Annotated in this window: 20 protein-coding genes, 1 pseudogene and 1 riboswitch; of the genes and pseudogenes, 10 read left to right on the top strand and 11 right to left on the bottom strand. The window is 63.3% G+C overall.

Going from position 1 to position 26,844, the window contains the following annotated elements:
* Positions 1–133: 133 nt before the first annotated feature.
* The 3 genes from GSQ75_RS00440 to GSQ75_RS00430 form a co-directional block, all read right to left on the bottom strand.
* Positions 134–1,321 carry an acyl-CoA desaturase gene (locus GSQ75_RS00440; protein WP_158752585.1) on the bottom strand — a complete coding sequence of 396 codons (1,188 nt, stop codon included), beginning with the start codon at positions 1,319–1,321 and terminating at the stop codon, positions 134–136.
* A gap of 159 nt (positions 1,322–1,480) precedes the next feature.
* On the bottom strand, positions 1,481–2,206 hold the full coding sequence (locus GSQ75_RS00435) for a 2OG-Fe dioxygenase family protein (protein WP_158752584.1): 726 nt from the start codon (positions 2,204–2,206) through the stop codon (positions 1,481–1,483).
* Between the two features lie 60 nt (positions 2,207–2,266).
* Positions 2,267–3,283 (bottom strand): cysteine synthase A, encoded by a 1,017-nt coding sequence (locus GSQ75_RS00430; RefSeq protein WP_158752583.1) that lies wholly within the window; start codon positions 3,281–3,283, stop codon positions 2,267–2,269.
* 300 nt (positions 3,284–3,583) lie between these two features.
* Positions 3,584–3,699: riboswitch (SAM riboswitch) on the top strand.
* An 85-nt stretch (positions 3,700–3,784) separates the two neighbouring features.
* Between GSQ75_RS00430 and GSQ75_RS00425 the strand changes: the two genes are divergently transcribed.
* The 6 genes and pseudogenes from GSQ75_RS00425 to GSQ75_RS00400 form a co-directional block, all read left to right on the top strand.
* Positions 3,785–4,816, top strand: coding sequence for a homoserine O-succinyltransferase (locus GSQ75_RS00425; protein ID WP_158752582.1), 1,032 nt, complete (start codon positions 3,785–3,787; stop codon positions 4,814–4,816).
* A 37-nt stretch (positions 4,817–4,853) separates the two neighbouring features.
* Positions 4,854–6,059, top strand: a complete 1,206-nt coding sequence (gene metB / locus GSQ75_RS00420; RefSeq protein WP_158752581.1) for a cystathionine gamma-synthase — start codon at positions 4,854–4,856, stop codon at positions 6,057–6,059.
* Positions 6,056–7,165 carry a homoserine dehydrogenase gene (locus GSQ75_RS00415; protein WP_158752580.1) on the top strand — a complete coding sequence of 370 codons (1,110 nt, stop codon included), beginning with the start codon at positions 6,056–6,058 and terminating at the stop codon, positions 7,163–7,165. Before metB ends, GSQ75_RS00415 begins: the two co-directional genes overlap by 4 nt.
* Positions 7,166–7,751: 586 nt before the next feature.
* Positions 7,752–10,637: a type 2 lanthipeptide synthetase LanM family protein gene (locus GSQ75_RS00410; RefSeq protein ID WP_158752579.1), complete on the top strand. Its 2,886-nt coding sequence runs from the start codon at positions 7,752–7,754 to the stop codon at positions 10,635–10,637.
* A 110-nt stretch (positions 10,638–10,747) separates the two neighbouring features.
* Positions 10,748–12,547, top strand: a complete 1,800-nt coding sequence (locus GSQ75_RS00405) for an ATP-binding cassette domain-containing protein (RefSeq protein ID WP_158752578.1) — start codon at positions 10,748–10,750, stop codon at positions 12,545–12,547.
* Positions 12,548–12,617: 70 nt separating this feature from the next.
* A pseudogene (locus GSQ75_RS00400) lies at positions 12,618–13,032 on the top strand (homoserine dehydrogenase); the annotation flags it as partial.
* A gap of 22 nt (positions 13,033–13,054) precedes the next feature.
* Here the strand turns inward: GSQ75_RS00400 and GSQ75_RS00395 are convergent.
* From GSQ75_RS00395 to GSQ75_RS00385, 3 genes are all read right to left on the bottom strand, one after another.
* Complete coding sequence (locus tag GSQ75_RS00395; protein WP_158752577.1) at positions 13,055–13,753, bottom strand: CDGSH iron-sulfur domain-containing protein; 699 nt, start codon at positions 13,751–13,753, stop codon at positions 13,055–13,057.
* A gap of 167 nt (positions 13,754–13,920) precedes the next feature.
* A complete protein-coding gene (locus GSQ75_RS00390) occupies positions 13,921–15,585 on the bottom strand; it encodes an APC family permease (protein ID WP_158752576.1) in 1,665 nt (554 codons plus the stop codon).
* A 94-nt stretch (positions 15,586–15,679) separates the two neighbouring features.
* Positions 15,680–17,062, bottom strand: a complete 1,383-nt coding sequence (locus GSQ75_RS00385) for an L-serine ammonia-lyase (protein WP_158752575.1) — start codon at positions 17,060–17,062, stop codon at positions 15,680–15,682.
* A 77-nt stretch (positions 17,063–17,139) separates the two neighbouring features.
* Here GSQ75_RS00385 and GSQ75_RS00380 point away from each other — a divergent pair, with 77 nt between their 5' ends.
* Positions 17,140–17,367, top strand: coding sequence for a glutaredoxin family protein (locus tag GSQ75_RS00380; RefSeq protein WP_158752574.1), 228 nt, complete (start codon positions 17,140–17,142; stop codon positions 17,365–17,367).
* A 64-nt stretch (positions 17,368–17,431) separates the two neighbouring features.
* Here the strand turns inward: GSQ75_RS00380 and GSQ75_RS19305 are convergent, their stop codons facing one another.
* Positions 17,432–18,790, bottom strand: a complete 1,359-nt coding sequence (locus tag GSQ75_RS19305) for a 3-oxoacid CoA-transferase (protein WP_158752573.1) — start codon at positions 18,788–18,790, stop codon at positions 17,432–17,434.
* 167 nt (positions 18,791–18,957) lie between these two features.
* Between GSQ75_RS19305 and GSQ75_RS00370 the strand changes: the two genes are divergently transcribed.
* From GSQ75_RS00370 to GSQ75_RS00360, 3 genes are all read left to right on the top strand, one after another.
* A complete protein-coding gene (locus tag GSQ75_RS00370) occupies positions 18,958–19,329 on the top strand; it encodes a BlaI/MecI/CopY family transcriptional regulator (protein ID WP_158752572.1) in 372 nt (123 codons plus the stop codon).
* The gene (locus GSQ75_RS00365; protein ID WP_158752571.1) at positions 19,316–20,635 is read left to right on the top strand and encodes a M56 family metallopeptidase; all 1,320 of its coding nucleotides are present in this window, start codon (positions 19,316–19,318) and stop codon (positions 20,633–20,635) included. The genes GSQ75_RS00370 and GSQ75_RS00365 overlap by 14 nt, the downstream gene beginning before the upstream one ends.
* Positions 20,636–20,812: 177 nt before the next feature.
* Positions 20,813–21,808, top strand: a complete 996-nt coding sequence (locus GSQ75_RS00360) for an isoaspartyl peptidase/L-asparaginase (protein ID WP_158752570.1) — start codon at positions 20,813–20,815, stop codon at positions 21,806–21,808.
* Positions 21,809–21,818: 10 nt separating this feature from the next.
* Here the strand turns inward: GSQ75_RS00360 and GSQ75_RS00355 are convergent, their stop codons facing one another.
* The 4 genes from GSQ75_RS00355 to GSQ75_RS00340 all read right to left on the bottom strand — a co-directional run bounded on the left by GSQ75_RS00355 (position 21,819) and on the right by GSQ75_RS00340 (position 26,797).
* Positions 21,819–22,277 carry a hypothetical protein gene (locus GSQ75_RS00355; protein WP_158752569.1) on the bottom strand — a complete coding sequence of 153 codons (459 nt, stop codon included), beginning with the start codon at positions 22,275–22,277 and terminating at the stop codon, positions 21,819–21,821.
* Complete coding sequence (locus GSQ75_RS00350; protein WP_158752568.1) at positions 22,274–23,449, bottom strand: sialidase family protein; 1,176 nt, start codon at positions 23,447–23,449, stop codon at positions 22,274–22,276. The genes GSQ75_RS00355 and GSQ75_RS00350 overlap by 4 nt, the downstream gene beginning before the upstream one ends.
* Positions 23,450–23,472: 23 nt before the next feature.
* Entirely contained in the window at positions 23,473–25,692 is a 2,220-nt protein-coding gene (locus tag GSQ75_RS00345) for a TonB-dependent receptor (RefSeq protein ID WP_158753836.1), read from the bottom strand.
* Between the two features lie 250 nt (positions 25,693–25,942).
* On the bottom strand, positions 25,943–26,797 hold the full coding sequence (locus GSQ75_RS00340) for an outer membrane protein assembly factor BamD (RefSeq protein ID WP_158752567.1): 855 nt from the start codon (positions 26,795–26,797) through the stop codon (positions 25,943–25,945).
* Positions 26,798–26,844: the final 47 nt, after the last annotated feature.

Raw genomic sequence — 26,844 nt, 5'->3', positions numbered from 1 at the left:
GCATGGCTACTGCGGATACAGCATCGCAAGCCGCAGGCTCTTTGCATGTGAATTTCGTGGGAGTGCGGCATTCACATGTGGGCGACAGTCACGCGTGCCTCGGATCTTTCCACGGGCACGTGGAATGGGTGGCTCAGGTCTGCGGCAGCGGTTCGGGTTCCAGTACGGATACTGGAGCGGTGGCTGTCACGATGACTGGGCGGCCCAGTTGCCGCAGCCAGCGGTAATGCGAAGCGATGCCGGCAGCGAACGTGCGATGTTCGAGGTAGGTCACTCCGAATTCGCGGCAGGCCTCTTCCACCACGCGTGCGACGGCCGGATAGTGCACGTGCGAGATACGTGGAAAAAGGTGGTGTTCCACCTGGAAATTCAGGCCGCCGATCAACCAGCTCAATACGCGATTGCCGCGCGCGAAATCCACCGTGGTTTCCAGCTGATGGATCGCCCATGGCGTGTCCATCTGCTGACCGCCTTCATTCGGCTCGGGAAACGCTGCCTCTTCCACCACGTGCGCCATCTGGAACACCAGCGCCAGCAGCACGCCAGCGACGGCGGTGGTCACCGTGTAGAAAAGCAGCACGGCACCGATCGAATGGAAGGCCAGCGGCAACCCGAACGCAAGGGTGAAGAACGCCAGCTTGCCGACCACGAACACAGCCAGATCCCAACCGCGCGGGCGCGCGAACGGACGTTCGCCGACAGTGCCGGTAATCATGTCGCGGAAATCGCCGTACAGATGCCAGCGGATCGCGGTGACGCCGTACAGCACCCACAGGTAGAAGTGTTGCCAGCGATGCCATGGTCGCCTCGGTTGCGATGGGGAAAGGCGCCCCAGTACGCCGAGGTCGATGTCACTGTCATGCCCGGCGACGTTGACCCATGTATGGTGGAAACGTGCGTGCTTCCACTGCCAGATGTACGAGCTGCCGCCGACCATATCCAGCGTCATTGCCATCAGCCGGTTGATCCAGCGGCGTTCCGAATACGCCTGATGGCCGCCGTCATGCATGATGTTGAAACCGATCCCGGCTGTCGCCACGCCGAGCACGATGCTCAGCAGAAGGGCCTGCCAGCCGCTGGTCGCGAAGAACACCAGCGCTACATAGGTGAGCGCGAACAGGCCAAGGATGATCGCCGTCTTCAGATACATCTGCGCACTGTCACGCTGGTGGCGGCCGCTGCGCTCGAACTCGGCGTCGACACGTCGACGCAGTTCGCGATGGAAGGAGTTGTCACCGCTGAACTTCAACCGCTCCTCGATGGCATCGTGTGGCAAGGCGGGGGCAGCGTTGTCCCTGCGATGAGATGAATCGAGGGACATGGGGGGTACCTTGTGAAAAATGTGGGTTCCATCATAGCGGGTGTGACGTAACGCGGATGTTGATGGCTATTCCAGCAAATTCGCGGCTTGCCCGGGGTGCTCGGTGCGCGGCACACGTCCGATGACGATGTCGTAACAATTGCAGCGATGCACGGGCTGCTATGTGGAGGCCTTGAACGTCACCACCAGCACGTCGCGATGGGCTGGGTGCTTAGGATCGAGCGGCGTCACTGCGGTAACGCCGTGGTAGACGCGGGCATCGTCGACCAGGGCGGCGTCCAGTGCATGGGTGAGGGTGAAGCTGCCCAGCAGGGTGCCATCGTGGGCGTGGATGGTGGTGGTGCCGCTCTCGATGTTGGCGCGGTCAATCAGCAGCACCAGCACATAGTCGACGCCGTCGCGATGCACGCCTTCCGGAGTTGGCTCGCCGGCCTCGCCCGCACGCGCCTCAATGCGGAACTGGTGCACCTCGATGTGCCAATGGCGAGTGGCCGGCGCCAGCGCGCCGAACAGTTCACGGCTGAAGGCGAGGATGCGCCGCAGGCTGGGGCCTTCGGCGATCGCTTGCTGCACCGGATCGAACCAGCGCTGGATGTCGCCCTGCAGGGTGTTGTAGGTGAGGCTCTGGTAATGCGGTTGGTGCGGTTCGCGCCGGATCTCACCGCTGGCATCGGCGGCGTACACCGCATGCCGCCGGCGCCGCTGCCGGCCGCGTGCAGCCAGATAGGTGTCGGGTCCCAGATCGTTCCAGCTGGCGGCGAACGCGGGCCAGTCGCTCAGCGCCTGCGCCTGTAACAGGTCGCGCATCTGGTCGGCGGTGAGGAAGGCAAAGCCGTCGCGTTGCAGCTGGATGTGCAACGTCGACGTGTCGGAGTGTGCGGTCATGCGAATACGTTAGCAGGAGGCGCATGAAGCGGCGCAGACTCTGCCATCGCAGCGATCGCCTCAGCCCGGGAACGCCTGCGCCAGCCAGTCCGGCACGGGTATGCCTTTTTCGTGGAGGAACGCCGGATTGAACAGTTTGGCCTGATAGCGCGTGCCGGCATCGGCGAGCACGGTGACGATGGTATGGCCGGGGCCGAGTGCGCGTGCGAGGCGGATCGCGCCGGCCAGGTTGACGCCGCTGGAGCCACCGACGCACCAGCCTTCCTCGTGCAGCAGCAAGTGGGCGAGCGGCACCGATTCATCGTCGGGAATCGACCAGGCCAGGTCGATTGGCGCGCCGTCGAAGTTGGCGGTGACGCGGCTGGAGCCGATGCCCTCGCTGATCGAATTGCCCGTGGCAGTCAGTTCGCCGGTATTGACGTAGCTGGCTAGCGCGGAGCCGGTGGGATCGGCCAGTGCGATCATCACGCCCGGCTTGCGCGCTTTCAGTGCGCGGCCGACGCCGGCCAAGGTGCCGCCGGTGCCGGCGGCACAGACGAAGCCGTCCACACGGCCGTCGGTGTCTTCCCAGATTTCCACGCCGGTAGTGGCTTCGTGGAAGTCGCGGTTGGCGGTGTTGTCGAACTGGTTGGCGAACCATGCGATGCCCGTGTCGATCGCGTTCAATGCCTCGGCGTGTCGGCGGGCGTGATGTGCGTAATGGTTCGGATCTTTGTACGGCACGGCAGGTACCAGCCGCACCTCGGCGCCGGTGACGCGCAGTGCATCGATCTTCTCGCGACTCTGCGTCTCCGGCATGAAGATCACCGTGCGATAACCCAGACTGGCACCGAGCAAGGCCAGTCCGATGCCGGTATTGCCGGCAGTGCCTTCGACGATGGTGCCGCTTGGACGGATCAGGCTGCGCTGCTCGGCATCGCGCAGCAGGCCAAGCGCGGTGCGGTCCTTGATCGAGCCGCCGGGATTCAGGAACTCGGCCTTGGCCAGGATCTCGCAACCGGTCAACGCGGAAGCGTGGCGCAGCCGCAGCAGCGGGGTGTGGCCGATGGTGGCGGAGAGGTCAAGGTGAATGCTCATGGCGACGGCTTGATGAGTGGGCTTGGCAGAGATTCTCCTCCCCCTGCTTGTCCCGAAAAGGGACTTCCTTCGGTCGCAGGGGAGAGGCAATAAGCCAGTCAACCTTGTGGTGCCGGCACCAGTTGCAGGTAGGACTTCAGCATCCTCCGGCCTGCGGGGTGTGGCTTCAGGTGATGGCATGGATGGTCAGCATGAGGATGTTTCAGGTATATGGCAAATCGTTATCACGAATAAACATATATGCGTTTAGATGTTTAGACGTCTATTGACACTGTGAAACAAGGCGTTCAATATCCGCTCTACTCATCGAGACCGGCTGAGGGACAGGCCCTTTGAAGCCGGGGCAACCTGCGGAGCGTTTCCGCCACGGTGCCAACTCCTGCGGAGGTGCTTCGGCACTGACCGGTAGATGGGCGTCATCGGTATCGCAGCTATCCGCTGCCGATTCCGGAATGGCGACCTTTCCGGTACTGCGCAGGGCGATGCCTACCGGAGAGCGAGATGACCTTCCTGCCCGAAACCCGCTATGTCGAGACCAGCCACGCCGCGTTTGTCGAAGGCCTGGAGGCGCGACACGCGCGCCCGCAGCTGACCGCCCAGCGCAGTACGCGGCGGCTGCGGCTCACCCCGAAATACGGCGCCGGCCCGCGCGAGGTCGAGGTGCGCTACCTGTGGTGCGGCGCGCCCGATGCACCGACCTTGATCGTCCAGGGCGGTATCTCGGCCAGTCGCGACGTCACCGCGCTGGACGGCGACAGCGCTCCGGGCTGGTGGCAGGCGCTGGTGGGCGCCGGTGCAGCGATCGATCTGGACCGCTGGCGCGTGCTGGCGATCGACTGGCTGACCCCGGCCGAGCTGGGCGTCGACTCGGTATCCAGTGAGGATCAGGCCGACGCGCTGGCCGCGCTGCTGCAGGCGCTGGCGGTCCCGCAGGCGCACGCCTTCGTCGGTTCCTCGTACGGCGCGATGGTGGCGCTGGCCTTCGCGGCGCGCCATCCACGCTGCGTCGATCGGCTGCTGCTGCTGGCCGGCGCGCACCGGCCGCATCCGCTGGCCACCGCGCAGCGCAGCGTGCAGCGCGGCATCGTGCGGCTCGGTCAGTCGACCGGCCGGGTCGATGAGGCACTGGCGCTGGCACGCCAGCTGGCGATCACCACCTACCGCGGCAGCGGCGAATTCGGCCGGCGCTTTGCCGGTGGCCCGGAATGGCGTGACGAGCGCTTCCATTTCCCGGTCGAGGACTATCTGGAGCATCAGGGGCGCCGCTTCGTCGAGCGTTTCGATGCGGATCGTTTCCTCGCGCTGTCCGAATCGATCGACCTGCATGACGTGACGCCGGAGCAGATCCCGACGCCGACCACGCTGATCGGCTTCCCGTCCGACCGGCTGGTGCCGCTGGCCGACCTGTGCGAGCTGCAGCGCCGCCTGCACGGCCCGGCCACGCTGGAAGTAGTCGAGTCGCCGTACGGCCACGATGCCTTCTTGAAAGAACCCGAGCAGCTCGCGCCGCTATTGCGCGAAGCGCTGGCCTGACTACATCCGATAACTAGCAAGAACTGGAGATCCACCCATGAGCGAGTCCGCCCCCTGTACCGAGAAAGGTACAAGTACCCGCGCCGTGCGCGCCGGCATCGAAAGCGACACCCAGCACGGCGCCGTGGTGCCGCCGCTGCATCTGTCGAGCAACTACAGTTTCGCTGGCCTCGGCCGCAAGCGCGCCTACGATTATTCGCGTAGCGGCAATCCCACCCGTGACCTGCTCGGCAATGCACTGGCGGAACTGGAGCAGGGCGCTGGCGCGGTGGTGACGTCCAGTGGCATGTCGGCGGTGGCGCTGGCGCTGGAACTGGTGCCGGCGGGATCGAAAGTCCTCGCTGCGCACGATTGTTACGGCGGCACCTGGCGCTTGCTGGATGCGTGGGCAAAGAAGGGTCGTTTCAGTGTTGAATTCGCCGACTTGACCGACAGTGTGTCGCTCGCCGCGGGCCTGGCGCAGAAGCCGGCGCTGGTCTGGGTGGAGACGCCGTCCAATCCCTTGCTGCGGATTACCGACATCCGCCACGTGGCGCAGGCCGCGCATGCGGTCGGTGCGCTGGTGGTGGTTGACAACACCTTCCTGTCGCCGGCACTGCAGCAGCCATTGCTGCTCGGTGCGGATGTGGTGGTGCACTCCACTACCAAGTACATCAACGGTCATAGCGACGTGGTCGGCGGCGCGGTGGTGGCGCGTGAGCCGGCCGTGTTCGAGCAGCTGAAGTGGTGGGCCAACTGCAACGGCCTCACCGGAGCGCCATTCGACAGCTACCTGACCTTGCGCGGCCTGCGTACCCTGTCCGTACGCCTGCGTCAGCATCAGGAGAACGCCGAACGCATTGCCGTGCAGCTGGATGCCCATCCGGCCGTACGCAAGGTGTATTACCCCGGCCTTGCCAGCCATTCCGGTCACGCCCTGGCCGCACGTCAGCAGCAAGGCTTCGGCGCCATGCTCAGTTTCGAGCTGGAAGGCGATGTCACCCAGATCGAAGCGTTCGTCGATGGGCTCGAGTATTTTTCGCTGGCCGAGTCGCTGGGCGGAGTGGAGAGCCTGATCGCGCATCCGGCCTCGATGACGCATTCGTCGATGGCGGTGGAAGCGCGTCACGCCGCCGGTATCGCCGACAGCCTGTTGCGGGTGTCGGTGGGCATCGAAGATGGCGACGACCTGCTGCGCGATCTCGATGCGGCGCTGTTGCGTGCCGTCGCCGTGGATAAATCCAAACGCCGGGTGATCGCATGAGCGCGGTGCTGGAAGAAGCGGCTGCTGCGGTTGACCGCAAGCTGCCGCGCGCCACCCTCGCAGTTGGAACCGCGCCCACGATTGCCATCGTGCTGCTAGGTACAGGCGTGGTCGGTGGCGCGTTGTTGAAGCTGCTCAACACGCCGGCTGCCGCCAGCGTGCGGCTGGTCGGTGCGGCCAACTCACGCCGCCAGCAGACCGATCCGATCCATTTGGCCAATCGCAGCCTGCGCGAGCAGTTGAACAGCCAGGGCGATGCGCGCAGCGATGCCATCCTGCTTGAGGTGCTGGATGCCAGCAGTGCGGCGGTGAAGGTGATCGTCGACGCCACTGCCAGCGTGTCCCTGGCGTCGCGCCACGCCGAGTGGCTGGCACGTGGTTATCACGTGGTCACCGCGAACAAGGCGCTGGCGGGCGGCGAACTGCCCGGCTGGCGTGCGCTGCAGGCGGCGGTCGCGAACGGCGGTCGCTACGGCGATTCGGCCACTGTTGGAGCAGGCCTGCCGGTGCTGTCCACGCTGCGCCGTTTGCGTAGCTGTGGTGACAGCCTGCTCACGCTGGAAGGCGTGTTCTCCGGTTCGCTGTCGTGGCTGTTCAACCAGTACGACGGCAGCCAGCCATTCTCTGTCTTGCTGCGCGAGGCGCGTCGACTGGGCTACACCGAGCCCGATCCACGCTCGGATCTTTCCGGCGAGGACGTGGCGCGCAAACTGCTGATCATCGCCCGCAACGCGGGCTTCGCCCTGGGCGTCGATGAGGTACAGGTGGAAAGCCTGGTGCCCGAACCGCTGCGTGCGATCACTGCCGAGCAGTTTCTGGCTCGGCTGACGGAACTGGACGAACCGCTTGCCGCGCGTCACGCCGAAGCCAAATCACGCGGCAACGTGCTGCGCTTCCTCGCCCGTCTCAACCAGCGTGGCAAGGCGCGCGTCGGCATCGCCGAAGTCCCCGTTACCCATCCTGCCGCACGCCTCTACGGCACGGACAACCAGTTCGCCCTCACCACTACCCGTTACAACACCCAACCGCTGGTGATTCAGGGGCCAGGCGCGGGGCCGGAAGTGACCGCACAGGCTTTGCTTGGTGACGTGTTAGCCCTTTTGTAGCGGTGACGAAAGTTTATCCAGAAGCGCTAAATTTCCGTCGTGCGGCAGTCGCAACATGCCTCACAACAAAGCATGTTGCGACTGTCTGGATCGCACCAATGCTGCAATATCATCCATATGTATCCGGCACGAAAATCTACACGACCGCCATGAAATGCTGCACTGCTTTGCGCCGTAATGTGGCTATTCCGCTGGAATAGTCAACTGGTAATTCGCCCAGGTAGACCGGTTCTTTTAAGCGTGACTACCATCGCCGCGGGAGAGTGATCTCCCAGTTTGTCGGCGGAGTTTACGGGGTGGAGGCGGTTCGACATAAAGCAAAGCTCATAAATCGCCGTTTGCCTTTGCACATCTTTCCGGCACGATTTTCCTCAACCATCTAAGAGGTAGATGTTATGAGCAATGCAAACGATATGGTCTCTGGTTGGCTCAACGATGCTGGACTGGACAATCCAGCCGGTCCGCTGTTCAGCAGCAGCCAATTCGCCGAGGCCGACATCGTCAGCGAATCGATCAGGCCAACCACGCTCGGTGGATGCGGCACGGCTTGTACGGGGTCACAAACGCGTCAGTGCTGCTAAACCCGATGGCGTCCACCACGGACGCCGGTAATTTTGATGCATCGCTGGGTTGCCTGTTCTCGTCCGCGTTGGACGAGCTGGCAACCCAGTTTGCGTTGATTACCGGCCTTGTTGAGCGCGAACGCGAAGCGATCCTGGCCGCGACGCGGCAATCCCTCTACGCCGTGCTGCACAGCAAGCTTAGCCGCATGCTGCTGCTGGAGCTGAATGCGGCGCGGGTCACCGGCCAACTGCATGGCGACGATAGTGCTCAGCGTTGGCAGCAGTTTCTCGACCTTTCGTCGCAGCGCAGCTTCTGGGATAGCCGGGCCGAGCGCTATCCCGGTTTGTTGGCGCGGGTCACGTATATCGTGCAGCATCGCTGCGCAGCATCGTTGAATTTCGCGCAACGCTGGGCGGTTGATCGCGCCAGCCTGGCGTCGCTGTGCGCCGAGCCGCTGGGCGACTTGTTGGAAATGAGTTTCAGTGCTGGCGACAGTCATCGCGGCGGACAAACCGTAGCACTGCTGCGCTGCACCGGCGGGCGCCTGGTCTACAAACCGCGTTCGGTGGCGGTGGATATCGTGCTGGCCGATTTTGTCGACGAGCTCGCCGACGCGCAGACTGAGCGATCAAGCATGCGCGTACCCCGGGTGGTGGCGCGCAAGGGTTATGGCTGGACCGAATTTATCGGCCATCGCTACGCAGCGGATGCCGGGCAACTGCGCGGTTTCTATCGCGGCATCGGCCACTGGCTGGCGGTGATGCGCCTGCTCGGCGGGACCGATCTGCACGCGGAGAACGTGATCGCCCATGGCGACAGTCCCGTGGTGATCGATTGCGAGACGCTGTTTACGCCAAAGGTTGCGCCATCGCCCTCCGGCTTCGGGCAGGCATTGGACCGCGCATCGGAACTGGTCGCTGGCACGGTGCTGAGCATCGGCATGCTGCCGGGCCGCGGTGTGGGACTGGGCTGGCGTGGCGTCGATGCTTCGGCGGTCGGTATGCTGCCGGGAGAGCAGCCGCTGCTGCCGCTGCCGGATATCCTCGAGCCCGGCACCGATCAGGCGCATATCGGTACCAGCCTGGTGTCGGCGCCGATCTCGCAGAATCATCCCAGTCCGCAGCCGGCGCTAGCGCAGTACTGGCCCGAGGTGCTGGATGCATTCGATCAGATGACCGCACACCTGCACACACTTGACGCCGCCGGCACGCTGCGCATACGGTTGGCCGCGTTTGCCGACTGCCGTATCCGGGTAGTGCCCCGCGCCACCGAGGTGTATGCCGAACTGGGTCGCATGTTGTGGCATCCGGTGTCACTGCATAACGAGCCACCGGCACGAAAGCGGGCGCGTGAACTATTAAGCAAGATGGCCGCCAACGTGGCGGCAGCACCAGGCGAGTCCGTGGTGATCGAGGCCGAGATCGACGATCTGCTGGTCGGCGATATTCCGTTCTTTACCGCGATGGCCGGCGAAGGGCAGTTGGAAGGTCCGCGCGGCACACGCTGGCGCGCACAGGGCGACCTGATCGAGGCGGCGCTGCGGCATTGGCGTGCCGCCGATCTGCAACTGGAACGCAAGGTGATCCAGGGTGCTTTGATCAGTGCCTATATCAATCAAGGCTGGTTGCCGGATGAGACATCGATGTGGCCGGCACGAGCGCATACCGGCGAACACGATGCGCGCCGCCGATTGCTGGCGGCGCAAATCATGCGCGAGCTGCTGTCCAGCGCGATCCGCGGCGACGATGGCAGCGTCGCCTGGATCGCCCCTGTATTCGATCCGGACACGGACTGGTCGGTGCAGCCGGTGGGCTTGGACCTGTACGGCGGCACTGCCGGGGTCGCGCTGCTGACCGCGGCCTATCTGCGTGAAGCTCAAGCTGGCCGTGCCGATCCGGTCGAGGGCATCGAGGCCTTATTCGCCGCAACCTTGCGCACGCTCGATTTGGCCGAGGCGAAACGCCAGAACCAGCGCAACAGTAGTATCGAGGTGCGCCCCTTGTCGCCTGGCGGCTATTTCGGCTTGGGTTCGCTGATCTGGACACGGCTGATTTTGGCCGATTGGGGCATGGCAGGCGATGACAGCGTGGCCCGCGCCTGCGCGATGGCCGACGATATCGCCGAGGCGGCCGCCGCCTGCGATGTGCAAGATGTGCTTTCCGGTGCACCAGGCGCGATCCCGCCCTTGCTGATGCTGGCCAAGCGCACTGGTGATACGCGCTATCTGGATATGGCCTGTGCTCTCGGTGACCAGTTGTGTGCGCAGGCCAGCCAACGCGATGGGCAGGCGTTCTGGGTGTATGAGCAATGGCCGGACGGTATCGGCGGTTTTGCGCACGGTGTCAGCGGAATCGGTTGGGCCTTGAGCAGGCTGGCCCAAGCCAGCGGCGAGGCGCGATATCTACAAACGGCGCAGGCGGCGTTCGCTTTCGAGGACGCCCTGTTCGATGACGAAGAACAAAACTGGCTAGACAAGCGCCTGCTGGGTGGCATCAAAACCGCCGCCGCGTGGTGCCATGGCTCGGTCGGGATCGGTTTGGCCCGGCTCGATCTCGATCCACAGCTGCGGCAGCCGTCGACGCGGCTGCTGCTGCGGCGTGCTGCCGCGGCGACCTGGCGGTTGGGGCTGGGTTGGAACCACTGTGTCTGCCACGGTGATCTCAGTGCGTGGGAGTTGCTGGATCATGCAATCGTTGCCGGTGAGGGACCGCCGGAGCTGTCGCGCGACGGGCTGCTGGAATACGTGCTGACCAGCCTGGAGCAACACGGCCCGATCTGCGGCATGACCCGCGAGATCTTTTCGCCAGGACTGATGTCGGGTCAGGGTGGTATCGCCTATCAGCTATTGAAAGCGCATCCGGACAGCGCCCTGCCCTCGATCCTCACTCTCGGAGGCGATCGGTTCTGAACACGCAGGCAGACCAGGTCGATCAGGCAGAGCTGCACACCCCGTACTGGCGTCTGGACGATCAAGCGCAGCAAGCCGTAGGGCTGCGCGCGCTATTGCGTCGCCTGGGCATGGCGGCACGACCGGTGGTGGGTATTCTGCGGCGCGCTTCGCCGAGACTTGCGGTGCTGGTGGTAGTGGCGCAATTGCTCGCCGGCGCGGCTACTACCTTGGGTCTGTTGCTGACGGCCAAAGTGCTGGCGCGCGTCTTCAACGGGCCCGGCAATCCAGCGCAACTGCGAGCCGCCTTGCCGCTGCTGCTGCTGTTGTGCGCCGTGTATCTGCTGCGTATCGCGATGGACGCCTTGACGTCCATCGCCAGGGTGCGACTGGCGCCGCGAGTGCATCGCGTGGCCGAGGAGCAACTGTTCGAAGTCAGCCTGCAAGTGCCGCTGGAATCGTTCGACGATCCGGCGTTCTACGATCGGCTGCATCGCGCGAAGGATCGCGGTGTGATGCATATGGAAAGCGCTACCGCTTGTTTGGTCGAGGTGCTCAGCGCGCTGCTCGCGGTGGCCGGTGCCTCGCTCGCAGTGTTTCTGCTGCATCCGCTGTTGCTGCCAGTGTTGTTGCTTGCGCTGCTGCCGGATGGTTGGGCCGCGCTGAAGGCCGCCGGCCTGCAATACGCTGCGATGCCGACCACGATCGCGCTGACCCGGCAAACCCAGATGATGGCTGAGTTGGCCACCGAGCGCGAAGCGGCGCCGGAGATCCGCGCCAACCAGGCACAGGACTATGTGCTGGCGGAATACCGCCGCAGCGCGACCGAACTTGAGCGGCATCTGGTGCGCCAAGGTATGGCCGAGACCCGATCGACCACGTTGGGCCGGCTGCTGTCCGGGTTGGGGCTGATCGGTACCTTTGTGGCACTCGGCGTGATGCTCGATGAGCGCTGGCTGGATCTGGCCGCTGCCGGCACGGCGGTGATCGCGATTCGCAGTGCCAGCGCGGCGCTTGCCAGGTTGATGCTGGTGGCGCGCGAACTGTTCGAGAAGGCGCTGTATATCAGCGACTACCGGGAATTTATCGAGCAGTTGGAACTCCAGCGTGGTCCGGCAGCTGGTGTCGAGGCACCGCAGGCACCGGGCCAGATCGAATTGGAGCAGGTCAGCTTTGGCTATCCCGGTGCACAGGGCCTGGCGCTGCAGGAGATCTCGCTGACCATCCAGGCGGGCGAGACGATTGCCCTAGTCGGCGAGAACGGTTCCGGCAAGACCACCCTGGCGAAGTTGATCGCCGGCCTGTATCGGCCAAGCGCGGGGCGGATCAGCTGGAGCGGTGTTGATCTGCGTGCAATGGCGCCCGAGTCGTTGGCCGATCGCGTCGCCATGGTGCTGCAGGAGCCCGTACGCTGGCCGCGCAATGCGCGTGACAACGTGCGTCTCGGACGGCATGACCGGCCCGATCCGGGCGAGCACGATCTGCGGCGCGCGGCACGCGACGCCGGCGCGAGCGAGGTTATCGACAGGCTGCCGCGGCGCTGGGATACCTTGCTGTCGCGTCATTTTCTCGGCGGTCAGGATCTATCCGGCGGCCAATGGCAGCGGTTGGCAGTCGCGCGCGGGCTGTATCGCGATGCGCCGCTGGTGATCTGGGACGAGCCTACGTCGTCGCTGGATGCCAAGGCCGAACAGGCGGTGTACGAGTCCCTGCGCAAGCTGGCGCAGCAGCGTACGGTGATCCTGATCACCCATCGGCTGGCGAGCATCCGCAAGGCACACCGGATCTTCTTCTTGGAGCGTGGTGTGCTGATCGAGCAGGGTAGTCACGACGAATTGCTACAGGCAAATGGGCGCTATGCCGAGCTGTATCGATTGCAGACGCGGCTGTATGGTGAGGCCGATGGTGGTGGCGCGGATATGATTGGTTGAAAGCCCCGACTCGGCGGGGCTTTCGTTTATCACGAATCGATGCTTACACAATCAATGCTTCTGCTGGGCAGTGCGCCGTTTGCGTACCTGTGGTGACAGCTTGCTCACGCTGGAAGGCGTGTTCTCCGGCTCGTTGTCGTGGGTGTTCAACCAGTATGACGGCAACCAGCCATTCTCTGTCTTGCTGCGCGAAGCGCGTCAACTGGGCGACACCGAGCCTGATCCACGCTCCGATCTTTCCGTCGAGGACGTGGCGCGCAAACTGCTGATCATCGCCCGCAACGCGGCATTTTCCCTCGGCACCGACGAGGTGGATGTGCAGGGTCTGGTGCCCAAGGCGCTGCGCGCGCCCGTATGGCACCGACAACCACTGCGCGCTTACCACTACCCGGCACAACACCCAGCCTTTGGTGATCCAGGGGCCGGACGCGGGACCGGAGGTGACCGCGCAGGCGCTATTGGGAGATGTGCTGGCGCCGGGATGATGTAGCGCAGGCAGGCGCACTTTCACTTGCTGTCGCTGAACCCCATCGACGCATGAGTGCCATCGCAGAACGGCTTGTTCTGCGATGCGCCGCAGCGGCACAGAGTCACGCGATTACGCACTTCGTATTCAAAGCCATCGGCGCCGATCAGCTGCACGCCGCCGCGTAACCAGATCGGCCCGGAACAATGCTGGGCAGGATCTTCGATCAGAGCGATCGATGGCTCAAACGCAGGTTCGATCGCTTTACCGGTTTCGTTGTCCCAAGCCACCAGCCGTCCCGACGGGCAGTCGCAGGTCTGACTAACGAAATGCTTGCTGGCCGTGGGGTTGTCGGTTTCGTTGACGAGGTTCCATACCTTGCCGCGCGGATCGCAAAACCGCGCGAATGCGCACAGGCTCTCGACGTCGGTCAGCGACATCACTGGGCCCCGAATGACTTCGGCTTGCTCGAGATACGGCTTGCGACTCGCGGTTTCGCTGCCGTCAAAGCCGACCTTGGCATGCGTGCCATCGCAAAATGGCTTGTTCGCGCTATGGCCGCAGCGACAGAGTGCGTATTGCTCCTCCGCAGCATAGTGCTGCCCTTTTTCCCACTTTATCGACTCGTCATCTGCGTTCGTGCCGATGGTCTCCTTTTGCAGAGGGAGCCGTCCCGAAACGAGATAGGGGCCGTTCTTCGAAATTTTTACTCTTGCACCGACTGGCTTCTGCGGATTCATCTGACGTCCCTCGGTTGAGTAACGTGAAGGCCACGATCCAAGTTCCAAGTATTCACTTTACAACTAATGCTGTCGTTGTCAGATGCGGATGAAGTGGCTGGAGGCATTAGAAACAAAAAACGCGCGGCGATGAGCCGCGCGTTCTTGTTTGGTCAAATGATCGAAATTCAGTGCCCGGTGATGCGCTCCGCGGTCGCTTCATCCGGCGGTATCAGCGGAGAAGTCGGATTACTTTGTGCTGCCAACTGCGCGGCTTCCACCGACGGCGTGCGCCAGCCGGATTTCACGCCCCACACGTAGAACACCAGGCCGATCACCGCGACCACGACCAGGTCCCAGCCGTAAGTCAGATAACCCTGGCCGCCGAACGTGGTACTGCCGGCCCAAGCGGTGAACGCGATCACCGGCAGGTAGACCACCAGCCACCACGCACCCTTCATCTGTCGGGCGAAGTCGTGCCAGCCGCTCTTGGCCTGGTAGTACAGGTACACCGGCAGCGCCACCACGATCAGCAGGATGATTTGCCCGTTGAACGGCCACTTGGCCCAGTACAGCAGTTCCGTCGCCATGATGAAGGCGATGCCGGCAAGAATCGGCAGGCCGGTGATGCGCAAGGGACGATGCAGCTCACTCGCGGTGCGGCGCAGCGTCATCACGCTGACCGGGCCGGTGAGGTAGGAAATGATCGTGGCCACCGAGATCACCGCGGCCAGCGTGCCCCAGCCGCGGAAGAAGAACAGGAACAGGAACGACACCACCAGGTTCAGCCACATCGCCGGGCGTGGCACACCCGACTTCGGATCCACAAGACCGAGGATCTTCGGCAGCGTGCCGTTGCGTTCCATGCCGTAGATCATCCGCGCGGTGGTGGCGGTGTAGGTCATGCCAGTGCCGCTGGGGCTGATGAACGCATCGAGGAACAGCAGGTTCGCCAGCCAGAACAGGCCGAGAATTTTCGCCAGATCCGCGAACGGCGAGCTGAAATCGAGGCCGTGCCAGCCGGCCTTGGCCAGCAGGTCCGGTGGTATCGCGCCGATATAGGCGACCTGCAGGATCATGTAGACGACGGTGGCGATCGTGATCGAACCGACGATGGCGAACGGGATGCTCCGGCCCGGATTGCGCGCTTCGCCGGCAAGGTTCACCGGACTCTGGAAACCGTTGAAGCTGAACACGATGCCGGCGGTGGCCACGGCGGTGAGGATGGCCGCGAAGTCAGTCACGTGCGCGCCACCGTGGATGCCGACCGAGAAATTTTCAGGATGAAAACCGCTGGCGATCAGCAACAGGCCGGTCGCCGCCGGCACCACCAGCTTGAACACGGTGATTGCGGTATTGGAGTGGGCGAACAGCTTCACGCTCCAGAAGTTCATCAGGAAATAGATGATTACCAGCACTGCGGCGATGACCAGGCCGGCATGGCTGAGTTCGCCTGATGCGCCCGGCACATGCGCGTACAGGTCCTTCGCCCATTGCCACTTCCAGCCGGACATGTATTGCACCGAGGCCTCGGCCTCCACCGAGATCACCGACACGATCGCGATCCAGTTCGACCATGCGGCGATGAAGCCGACCAGCGAGCCATGCGAGTAATGGCCGTAGCGCACCATGCCACCGGACTCGGGAAACATCGCGCCCAGCTCGGCATAGGTCAACGCGATCGTCATGATGATCGCCGCGCCCAGTACCCACGCCCACACTGCTCCGGGGCCGGCTAAGCCGGCGGCTTTCCACGCGCCGAACAGCCAGCCGGAGCCGATGATCGAGCCCAGGCCGGTGAGCATCAGGGCGAATGGGCCGACGTCGCGGCGAAGGGGGCTGGATGAAGACATGCGAACTCCTGCGTGGGCGAGAACAACACCCAAAGAAACCGATGGTTACAGAGTGTGCCGGAGCTGTCACCCGGCAAAAGTCAGGCAGGCCGCTTCAGCACTCGATGACGTTGACCGCGAGGCCACCGCGTGACGTTTCCTTGTACTTGTCCTTCATGTCGCGGCCGGTGTCGCGCATGGTCTTGATCACCTTGTCCAGCGAGACGCGGTGCTTGCCGTCGCTCTTCAGCGCCATGCGGCTGGCGTTGATCGCCTTGACCGAGCCCATCGCGTTGCGCTCGATGCAGGGGATCTGCACCAAGCCGCCGATCGGGTCGCAGGTGAGGCCGAGGTTGTGTTCCATGCCGATCTCGGCGGCGTTCTCGACCTGCAACACGTTGCCGCCAAGCGCGGCGGTGAGGCCACCGGCAGCCATCGAGCAGGCCACGCCGACCTCACCCTGGCAGCCGACTTCGGCGCCGGAGATCGAGGCGTTTTCCTTGTACAGGATGCCGATCGCGGCGGCGGTGAGCAGGTACTCGACGATGCCGTCGTCGTCTGCCTTCGGGCAGAAACGCAGGTAGTAGTGGCCCACCGCCGGCACGATGCCGGCCGCGCCGTTGGTCGGCGCGGTGACCACGCGGCCACCGGCGGCGTTTTCCTCGTTCACCGCCAGCGCATACAGATTCACCCAGTCGAGGATGGTCAGCGGATCGCGCAGGGCGGCTTCGGGCGCGTTGCGCAATTCCTCGGCCATGGCGGGTGCCCGACGATGCACCTTCAGACCGCCGGGCAGTACGCCGGGCGAGCGCAGGCCACGATTGACGCAATCCTGCATCGCCTTCCATATCGTCAGCAGGCCCGCGCGGGTTTCCGCCTCGGGGCGCCACACGGTTTCGTTCGCCATCATGAGCTGGGCGATGGTCAGGCCGTGCTGCTTGCACAGCGCCAGCATCTCGTCGCCACTGGAAAACGCGTAGGGCTGCTCAGTGGTGTCGGCGACGATGCGGTCTTCCGCGGCCTCGTCGGTGTTGACCACGAAGCCGCCGCCGACCGAGTAGTAGTCGCGCGTGGCCAGTTCGTTGCCGTCGGCATCGTACGCGCTGAAGCGCATGCCGTTGGTGTGGAACGGCAGTTTCTGGCGCTTGTTGAAAACGAGGTCGCGCTTTTCCTCGAACTCGATCTCGTGTTTGCCCAGTACGCGCAGGCGCTGTGTCTTGCGGATGCGTTCGAGCGTGGCGGGGATCTGGTCGGGATCGACGGTGTCCGGATGCTGGCCTTCCAGGCCCAGCAGCACGGCCTTGTCGGTGCCGTGGCCGCGGCCGGTCATTGCCAGCGAACCGTACAGTTCCGCACGCACGCGGGTCACCCGATCCAGTACACCTTTCTCTTCCAGCCAGCGCTCGGCGAAACGTGCCGCCGCGCGCATCGGTCCGACCGTGTGCGAGGAGGAGGGGCCAATGCCTATCTTGAACAGGTCGAATACGCTGACGGCCATGGGTTTGCTGCTGGGGAAGGGAGTGAACCGGCTATTCTACGCGGCGTCCCCGCCTTTGGCAGTCCATTCGCAAGCGCATGTCCGACCTGATCCTGTACCAGCGCGATTATTGCCACCTGTGCGACCTCGCGCTGGCAGTGCTGGCCGAGGCGCGTGCGCCGGAGTTCGATAGCGTGTGGGTGGATGACACGGCCGAACTGGAACAGCGTTACGGCACGCGGGTGCCGGTGCTGCGTGATGACCGCGACGGGCGCGAACTGGACTGGCCGTTCGACGCGGCAGCGGTGCGCGGGTTTCTCGCGTAGGAGCGCACCCTTTCCGCGAACAACGCGTGGAAGCGACAGAAGTCGGTTCCACGCGTACCTCTACTCAGCCAGCCAGCCCGGCAGCCACCGCAAACGCGCAGCCGGTCTTCGCCTTAACTTCGTCCAGCGTCACGCCGTCGTTGAGTTCGATCAGGGTCAGGCCCTTGCCCTTGGCCACCTCGAACACGCACAGGTCGGTGATGATCAGATCGACCACCTGCTTGCCGGTCAGTGGCAGTTCGCATTCGGTCCTGATCTTGGGTGTGCCGTCCTTCGCGTTGTGCTCCATCAGCACCACCACGCGCTTGACGCCACTGACCAGATCCATCGCGCCGCCGGGGCCCTTGACCATCTTGCCCGGCACCATCCAGTTCGCCAGATCGCCGTGCGCGGAGACTTCCAGGCCACCGAGGATCGACAGGTCGATATGGCCGCCGCGGATCATCGCGAACGACTCCGCGCTGGAGAAAAAGCTCGAGCCGGGGAGCGTGGTGATGGTCTGCTTGCCGGCGTTGATCAGGTCAGGATCGATCTTGTCCTCGGTCGGGAACGGGCCGATGCCGAGCAGTCCGTTTTCCGACTGCAGGGTGACGTCGATGCCTTCCGGGATGAAGTTGGCAACCAGGGTGGGGATGCCGATGCCGAGGTTCACGTAGAAGCCATCCCGCAGTTCCTTCGCAGCGCGCTGCGCCATGGCCGTGCGTACCGGGCTTTCCTTGCCGGTATTGGCGCCCGCAATCGTGCGGAACTCGATGCGCTTCTCATACTTCACGCCCTGTACGATGCGGTCGACATAGATGCCGGGCACATGCACGCCATCGGGATCGATCGAGCCGACTGGCACCAGCTCCTCCACTTCGGCTACGCAGATCTTGCCGCAGGTGGCGATCATCGGATTGAAGTTGCGCGCGGTTTCGTGGAACACCAGGTTGCCGTGGGCATCGCCCTTCCACGCCTTCACGATCGACAGGTCGGCATGGATTGCCTCTTCCAGCACGTATTCCTTGTCGCCGAATACCTTGGTTTCCTTGCCTTCGGCCAGTTTGGTGCCGAAGCCCGTGCGCGTATAGAACCCGGGAATGCCAGCGCCACCGGCGCGCAGCTTCTCGGCCAGCGTGCCTTGCGGGGTCAGGTGCAGTTCCAGCTCACCGGCCAGTACTTGGCGCTCGAACTCCTTGTTCTCGCCCACGTAGGAGGCGTACACGCGCTTCACCTGATGTGTCTTCAGCAACGGGCCCATGCCGAAATCATCCACGCCCGCGTTGTTGCCGACGATAGTCAGGTCCTTGGTACCGGCTTCCAGCAATGCGCCGATCAGGTTCTCGGGAATGCCGCATAGGCCAAAGCCGCCAGCGGCGATCGTCATGCCATCGACCAGCAGGCCATCCAGAGCCTTTGCTGCGCTTGGGTAAACCTTGTCCATTGCGATGTCTTCCTGCAGGGAGAGTCAGCTGCCAAGGATACGACGGTTTAACTGTGTACGGCCCTGTACCAAGGTCGCAGGTCTGATTTCACGCCAGTTAAGCGAGACTTGACGCGATCATTTACACGTGTAAACATAAACTCACTTACACGTGTAAACGGTGACACATGGCAATCAGCGAAGCGGAAGCGGTGGTGATGGACGTGTTGTGGCGCGAGGCGCCGCGAAGTGCCGAGGAAATCCTCGCCGAGGTTGGCCCGGTGCAGGACTGGCAGGAGGGCACGGTGAAGTCCCTGCTCAATCGCCTGTTGCGGAAAAAAGCCGTGCATGCCGAGCGCGATGGCCGCCGCTATCTGTACACGCCGCTGCTCACCCGCGAGCAGTACGTCCAGCAGGAGAGCAAGGGGTTGCTCGACCGTCTGTTCGGCGGTCGCGTGGCGCCGCTGGTCGCGCACTTCTCCGAGCAGCGCAAGCTCTCGAAGAAGGACATCGCCGAACTTAGGAAACTGCTGCAGGAGCTCGACGATGAACAGCATTGATCTGGCAGGAATCGACTGGCTCGGGCGCGGTTGGCTGTTGATCCTCGCCTTCACCGCAGCGGTACTCGTCGTTGCCCCACTACGCAGACCATGCCGACGCCTCTTCGGTGCCGAATGCGCGTTCCAGCTTTGGTTGCTGCTGCCGCTGGCGATGCTGGCGAGTCAACTGCCGCATGTTGCCGCAGAACCAATCACGGTATTGCCTCCGGTAGTACTCAGAATCACATCGGCGGCTGCGGCATTTCCATCACATGCTTCGGGTGCGATGGCCATCGATTGGCGTGCCAGTGTTGTGTTGGTCTGGCTTGCGGGCAGCGTGGTCACCTTGCTGCTATCCACGCTCGCGCAATCACGCTACCGTGCCCGTTTGCGTGGGGCCATGCCGGTTGTCGACGTGTCATCGCGCTGGCCCGTGTTGCGCGCTGCTGGTGTAGATGTCGGACCGGCGCTGGTTGGTGCGTGGCGAGTCTGTATCGTTTTGCCAGCCGATTTCGAACAGCGTTACGACACAACCGAGCGTGCGCTAATTCTTGCTCATGAGACTACGCATGCGCGCCGACGCGACGGCTGGTGGTGCCTTCTCGCGCAGGCGGTCGTCGCCATCCTCTGGTTCCATCCATTGGTGCGTTGGACGTTTTTGGCGCTGCGCCACGACCAGGAATTGGCCTGTGATGCCGCTGTGCTGCGCGAGCACAGCGTGCAACGGCGAAGTTATGCGAATGCCATGTTGAAGACCCAATCGGCCGCGCTTGCGTTGCCGGTTGGTTGCACTTGGTCACCTCGTCATCCCATCACGGAGCGCATTGCCATGTTGAAATTGTCTTCACCGAACCGCAGCCGCCGGTTGATCGGAATAGCTATCGTCTGCACAGCCATTGCCGGCTTTACCGGAGCGATCTATGCGATGAATCAACCAGCGATCAAGTCAAAATCTGATGCCTCGGCGAAGCAGGTCTTTCAGCTCGCCATGAATCTCAGCCAAGGAAGCGAAACATTAGGCACGCCTACGGTATGCGTAAAGACCGGCGAGCCCGCAAGCATTTCTCTAGGGGACGACAATGGAAAGCCCAGGTGGACGTTTGATTTGATGGTGAAGCCTCTAACCGCTGCTGTGGTACAGGTCGACATCAAAGGTTCGGTGCATACATTCGACGGGCGCGCTATTGATTTCCATCCCACGTTACGCGGTTCGTTCAATAGTCCGATGGCGGTGAAAGTGGACGATGAAAAGGGCGGGGCGCCGTCAATACTGACAATTACGCCGACTCGGAGTTGTGCGGCAGCAAATAGCGCAGCAAGCGTGTAACAGCGGCTTCTGATCAAGCTTTGATGAGTTGAAGGCCGCTGGTTGGAACAATCAGGGGACTTCACTTTATGTAGCACGTGCAAAATCGGCGGCTCGTTATACTTGTCCCGTTGCCGTCGGGAGAGTCATGTGAAGTACCGCCTGTTCGTTGTCCTTGCCGCCCTCGGAATCGCCACCATGAGCCACGCCGCCGTCTCACCCGTACTGGTGATCCACGGCGGTGCCGGCGTGATCAAGCGCGACATGACGCCGGCGAAGGAAAAGGCCGTGCGCGCGGCGATGACGCTGGCGTTGCAGAACGGTTACGCCCAGCTCAAGGCGGGCAAGCCGGCGCTGGATGCGGTGACGGCGGCGATCACTGTGCTGGAGGACGATCCGAACTTCAACGCCGGCAAGGGTTCGGTGTTCACCCACGATGGCAAGAACGAAATGGATGCAGCGATCATGGACGGCAATACCCTGCGCGCCGGTGCTGTGGCGGACGTGCAACGGGTGAAAAACCCGATCCTGCTGGCGCGTGCCGTGATGGAGCATTCACCGCATGTGATGCTGGCCGGTGAGGGGGCCGAGGAATTTGCGAAGGAGCAGGGCATTACCCTGGTCGATCCTTCTTACTTCCGCACCGAGGAACGCTTGCAGCAGCTGCAGAAAGCCTTGAAGGAAGACGCGGCGAAGCAGCCACATGCCGAGGTGGAGACGGCGAAACACTTCGGCACGGTGGGCGCGGTGGCGCTGGATGTCGAGGGCCATCTCGCCGCTGGCACGTCCACCGGCGGCATGACCGACAAGCGCTGGGGCCGGATCGGCGATTCGCCGATCATTGGCGCCGGCACCTATGCGAATTCCGGCTGTGCGGTATCCGGTACCGGCTGGGGCGAGTACTACATCCGCACCGTCGCCGCGCACGAGATCTGCATGATGGTGACCCAGATGCGCGTGCCGCTGAATCGGGCGGCCGCCCAGGTGATCAACCAGGAAATCCCCTCAATGGGTGGCAACGGTGGCGCCATCGCACTGGATACGGATGGCCACATCGCGATTCCGTTCAATACCGATGGCATGTACCGCGGCTGGATCGGGGCCGATGGCGTAGCGCACGTGGCGATCTACGGCGACGAGGACGATGGCATTGCCGAGCCACCGGCGCCGGCCGATAGCACGGCACAGCCGTAGAGCTCTTAACTTAGTGGAGCTTCTGCAGTTGTGCGGGCGTCAGCGCGCCGCTGAAACCAAGCCGGCTGCCATCTGCACGGATCACCAGCACGCGCGGCAACTCACCGCCCCAGTTGGGATCAAGCAGAAAGTTGATCCGCTCGGGTGACGCTTCGGCGTAAGCGCGCGCCCGGTAATCCTCCACCCTGGCATTTCGCAGGCGTGCTTCGATGGCATCGTGTTGCTCGATGCTGTCGGTGGCCACGGTAATCAGTTCGATGGCTTCCGGATGGGCGCGCTGCAGCGTGGCCAAGGCCTGGAGATTCTGTTCGCAATAAGCGCAGTCCAACGCCCACAGCGCGATGATCCGCTCGCCATGTGCCGGTGGCTGCAGCAAGGTTGGTACATCAGTCGCGCTCAGCGGCTCCAGCGAGCCGGCGCTGGCCAGTGCCGGCAACATGCAGACGAACGCAAGCAACAGGCGTTTCATTGTGGGGTATCCAGTGTGATCAGGCGGAAGCCACCGGCGGTGTTCCACGCCACGAACGCGCGATCCTGCGTCTGCAGCAGCTGTGGCGAGCCGATCGCGTCAGTGCTTCGAGCGATTTCACGGGCCGTATCGAAATGCACGCCGTTGTCGGACGATCGTCGCAGCATCAGTGCATAGCCGTTGGCGCTGACCTGATTCCACGTGATCCATACCGTCTTGCCGTGCACGCCCACGTCGGCATGGCTGGCGCCGGCGTTGGCGATCAACAGTGCGTGTTGCGGAGGATGTCCCGGATCGAGCTGGCCATACCAGATGGTCGGTTTGTCTTTGGACTCGAACCACACCGCGTGGCGCGTGCCATCGGCACCGATGGCGAGGCCGGGGCCATGTTCCGGGCAAGCGGCGATCTGCCACTGGTTGAAGGTGGCACGTTCGCCGTGACTTGGCTCGCCGTCCGTAGGCAGCACGGCATAGGCATGATCGCGGATGTTGTCGCCGAAGATGCTGCGGAAGAACACGGCAACGTCGCCCTGCGGCGTGCGCGCAATGGCGAGGCGACAGCACTCGCAGCTCTGGTCGATCAGCTTGCGTTCGGGCACGAAGCTGCGGCCCTCGTCGTCCGACCAGCTGTAGTACACGGCGGCACCGAGGTAGCGCGCACCCTTTGCCTGTGCCGCCTCGAGGTCGCGTTTGTCGATCCAGGCGATCACCACGCGGCCGTGGCCGTCGACCGCCAGCGTGTCGAAGCGGTGGGTGATCTCGGCGCGGTCGTGGTGCACAGTGATGGGAGTGGAGAAATGTGCGCCACCATCGAGTGAACGGGCGAAACGCACGAAGCCGGTATACGGTTTTGGGCGTGGCTGCGACCAGCTCACATACAACTCATCATGCGGACCGATGGCGATCTTCGGCCGGTTCTCGGCGCTGTCGTAGATCGGCTCGGCCTGGGCGTTCATCTCGACCGGCGCGCTGAGCGTCTTGCCGAAGTCATCCGAGTGACGCAGTCGTACATGGCCGTTCGCCGCGTCGACCAGCCACAACCGGCCGTGCGTATCGAATGCTGTGCTGGCGCCCAGCTGCGGACCCCTGGCCATCTGCATCATGGCCATGTCGTCATGCGCGATGACGGTCAACGGCAACAGACAGAGCAGGGTAAAGATCAACTTGCGCATGGGATACCTGGATGGTGATTGGGTCACAGGTTCCAACGCAGCTGGCCGAACACGGTGCGGCCAGCGTAGGGATGGTAGACCCAGTAATGCTCGTTGGTGAGATTGTCCACGCCGAGCGATGCCGTCCATTGCGCTGCGTAGCGCCAGCGCAGTTTGGCATCGGCCACGGTAAAGCTGCTCACTGCGCCGTAGGTATCGACGAAGTCGCTGTTGTTCAGCGTGCCGTACTGACGGCCGGAGTGGCGGATGCCGAGTGACATGTCCCATTGCGGCGAGAAGCGGTAGTCGGCAAGCAGGCTGGCGCGGACCTTCGGGATGCGTGGGAAATATTTGCCATTGGCGAGCGGGTACTGGCGATCGTCCAGGGTCCTGGCGTCGTTGAAGGCGAGGCTGCCCGAAAGGTCGAGTCCGGGCGTCCAGACATCCGTCAGGCCGAACTCGCCCTCGATGCCACGCACGCGCATCGCAGCGATGTTCTGCACGCTGGTCACCGTGGGCGTGATGGTGATGTCAGTCTGCGAGTACAGCGCATTGGCAATCCGATCCTGGAACAGCGAGACGCGCCAGTGGCCATTGGTCAGTTGGCGGTTCAGCGTGAGGTCGGTGGATTCGTCGATCTCCGGCTTCAGATCGGGATTGTTGTTGACGATGGCGTTGGCCGAGATCGTGCCCTGGAACAATTCGGCCACGGTCGGATAGCGCACGGCCTTCCCATGGGCCAGCCGCAGTTGCCAGTCGTCGGAAAAATCCCAACTCAGCGATGTCTTCGGCGAAAAGTCGGTGCGCTGGCGGTCCGTATAGCGCAGCGTGTTGCTGGTATTCGCGAGCAAGCCGCCGTACGCACGCCATTGTTCCAGGCGCCCACCGACCGTCAGCGCCCAGGCGGGTGCGAAGCTCCACACGTCCTGCAGGTAGGCTGCACGGGTCTGGGTGCGCCCGGCGAATGCGCTGACCTGGGTGCCGTCGGCGTCACCGAGCCAGTCGTTCGCATTGTGGACCTGGGTATTGAGTATGTAGCGATCGCCATGCACGCCGGCGTACAGCATGTTCTGATCGTCGAGCGGACCTGAGCTGCGCAGATCGAAAGTGTTCCAGCCGGAGCCACTCATGTCGGCGATCGTGCCAGGGCCGCCGACCGGGGCACCGGGTTCGGCCAGCTTCGCGGTAGCCGCCTGCGACTGCAGGAAATCGTAATCACTGGCCACGGCGGTCCAGTACCACCCGTTGTCGAGATGACCATTCAATTCGGCGCCATACAGCATGTGCGTATCGATGCTGGAGGTGGGCGCCAGACCGCTGCGTGGCAGCGTCCAGATCTGGTTGTCGGCGCTGATGACCCCGCTGCTGACCGGCTGCCCGCCGGCATCACGGATCAGGCTGCGGGTGCGATCCTCGGCTTCGTCGTGCCACGAGCCGAGCGTGAATAGCGCCGCGACGTGGTCAGTGATGTCCACGCCGAGTTTCAGCTTGGCCTGGGTCTGCACGGTGTGCTCGATGCTGTTGGCACCATAGACCAGTCGCGGCGTGCCGTTCGGGTTGCGATCCAGCGTGGCCCCCTCCACTGGTATCGCAGTTGCGGCGTTGCCGCCGGCGGTGGCTGTAGCGTATTGCAGCGGCTGGCTGTCGTTGTCCAGTCGACTCAGCTCCAGCAGCCAGCTCCAGCGACCCTGCTTGTTGCCTAGTGTGGCGGCGATCTGGCTACCGTTGTAATGGCCATCCGCGTCATAGGCGTCGTGGTAGTCCTGGCTGAAGAACTGCGTGCTGACGCTGGCGACCAGCTGTTGTGGCAACACGGTGTGGATCAGTACCGTGGTACCTAGCGAGTTGCCTGGATAGAGCGCGGAATACGGCCCGTACATGATGTCCACGGCACCGATTTCCTCCGGTACCACCATGCCCCAGCGCGGTGCGCCGTTGTAGCCGTTGGTCATCAGGTTGGACAGCAGCAGGCCGTCGGCATAGACCAGGCTGCGCGCGCTCTGCAGGGTGCCGGCGTTGCGCCCGCTGATCACGGCATTCGGATCGCCGATGTAGCGTGCACGCACGATCATGTTCGGCGCGTACTTCAAGGCATCTGCGCTGGTGGTGACGTTCTGTTGCTGCAATTTCTTGCGGGTCACGTGGACCTGCACGCTTGGTGATTCGGTCACGATCGTATCGCTGGCATGCACCGACACGGGTGCCAATGTAGTGGTTGCCGAAGCAGGATCGGCGGCCGCCAGCAGCCGTTGGCTGGGCAGCATCAGGGCGACGGCACACAGGCCGGGCAGGATGGCTTTCAAGGGATATTCTGGATGCGGGTCTAAGGTCGCAAGGATAGTGAGCTGCCCGGCATGCGATAGATGGCACGATGTCGCAGGTATTTACGAACAACCCGGTTCGCATGATGGGATGCGCATGGCGGCAAAAGCGGCTGACCTTGTGCACGCGGGAGCTACGCGCATAAAAAAGCCGGCGATGAATCGCCGGCTTTTTGCTGTGAAAACTGAAAACTCAGTGATGCCCGGAGAACGGCACCATCTTGCGCAGGGTGGACGGCGGATGCGGCCACTTGGCATCTGTCAGATAGGGATGGTTCGGATAGTTCAGCGCCAGTACCTGACGCGTCTGGTCGGCCAGCTCCTTGTGACCCAGTGCCAGGTAGCTGCGGCTCAGGATGGCCAGCGCGTCACCGGTCTGTGGCGCTTCCTGGTAATGCTCGATCACATACTGCGAGCGATCGGCCGAGGCGACATAGGCCTTGTGGTTCAGGTAGAACTCGGCCACGTTGATCTCGTACTGCGCCAGCACGTTGCGCAGGTAGATCATGCGCTGGCGTGCGTCGGCGGTGTACGCGCTATCCGGGAAGCGGCGCGACAGCTCGGAGAAGTCGTCGAACGACTGCAGGTTGTAGCCTTGATCGCGGCGGGCTTGGCCGCTGTCGTTCTTGGTGTAGTGCGCGATCCAGCCGGTGGTGCGATCAAAATTGATCAGGCCACGCAGGTAATAGGCATAATCAACGTGTTTGTTGGTCGGATTCGTCTTGATGAAGCTGTTGATGGTCGACAGCGCATCATCCGGCTGGTCGTCCTTGTACTGCGAATAGGCCAGGTCGAGCTGGGCCTGCTCGTTGTACGGGCCCGACGGGAAGCGCGCAATCAGGCGCTGGTAGCTCTTGGTCGCTCCAGAGTAGTCGGCGTTCTCCAGTGAGTTGTGCGCCTTGCTGTAAAGCGCTTCCAGCGACAGGTTATCGTCAGTGGCGCGCTTGGAGCCGAACATCGAGCAGGCGCTCATCGACACGGCGAGCACGAGCACGACGAGTATCTTCAGGGCAGGCAATTTGGACATCGGCAACTTGGTTACACGCATGAGGACAGGATTCAGATGTTTGATCGAAAAGGCATGATAGCCGAAAC

The sequence above is a fragment of the Dyella sp. S184 genome, from assembly GCF_009766065.1.
GTDB lineage: Bacteria > Pseudomonadota > Gammaproteobacteria > Xanthomonadales > Rhodanobacteraceae > Rhodanobacter.
Note: the sequence above shows the minus strand (reverse complement) of the source record. Positions and strands in the feature narration are given on the sequence as shown.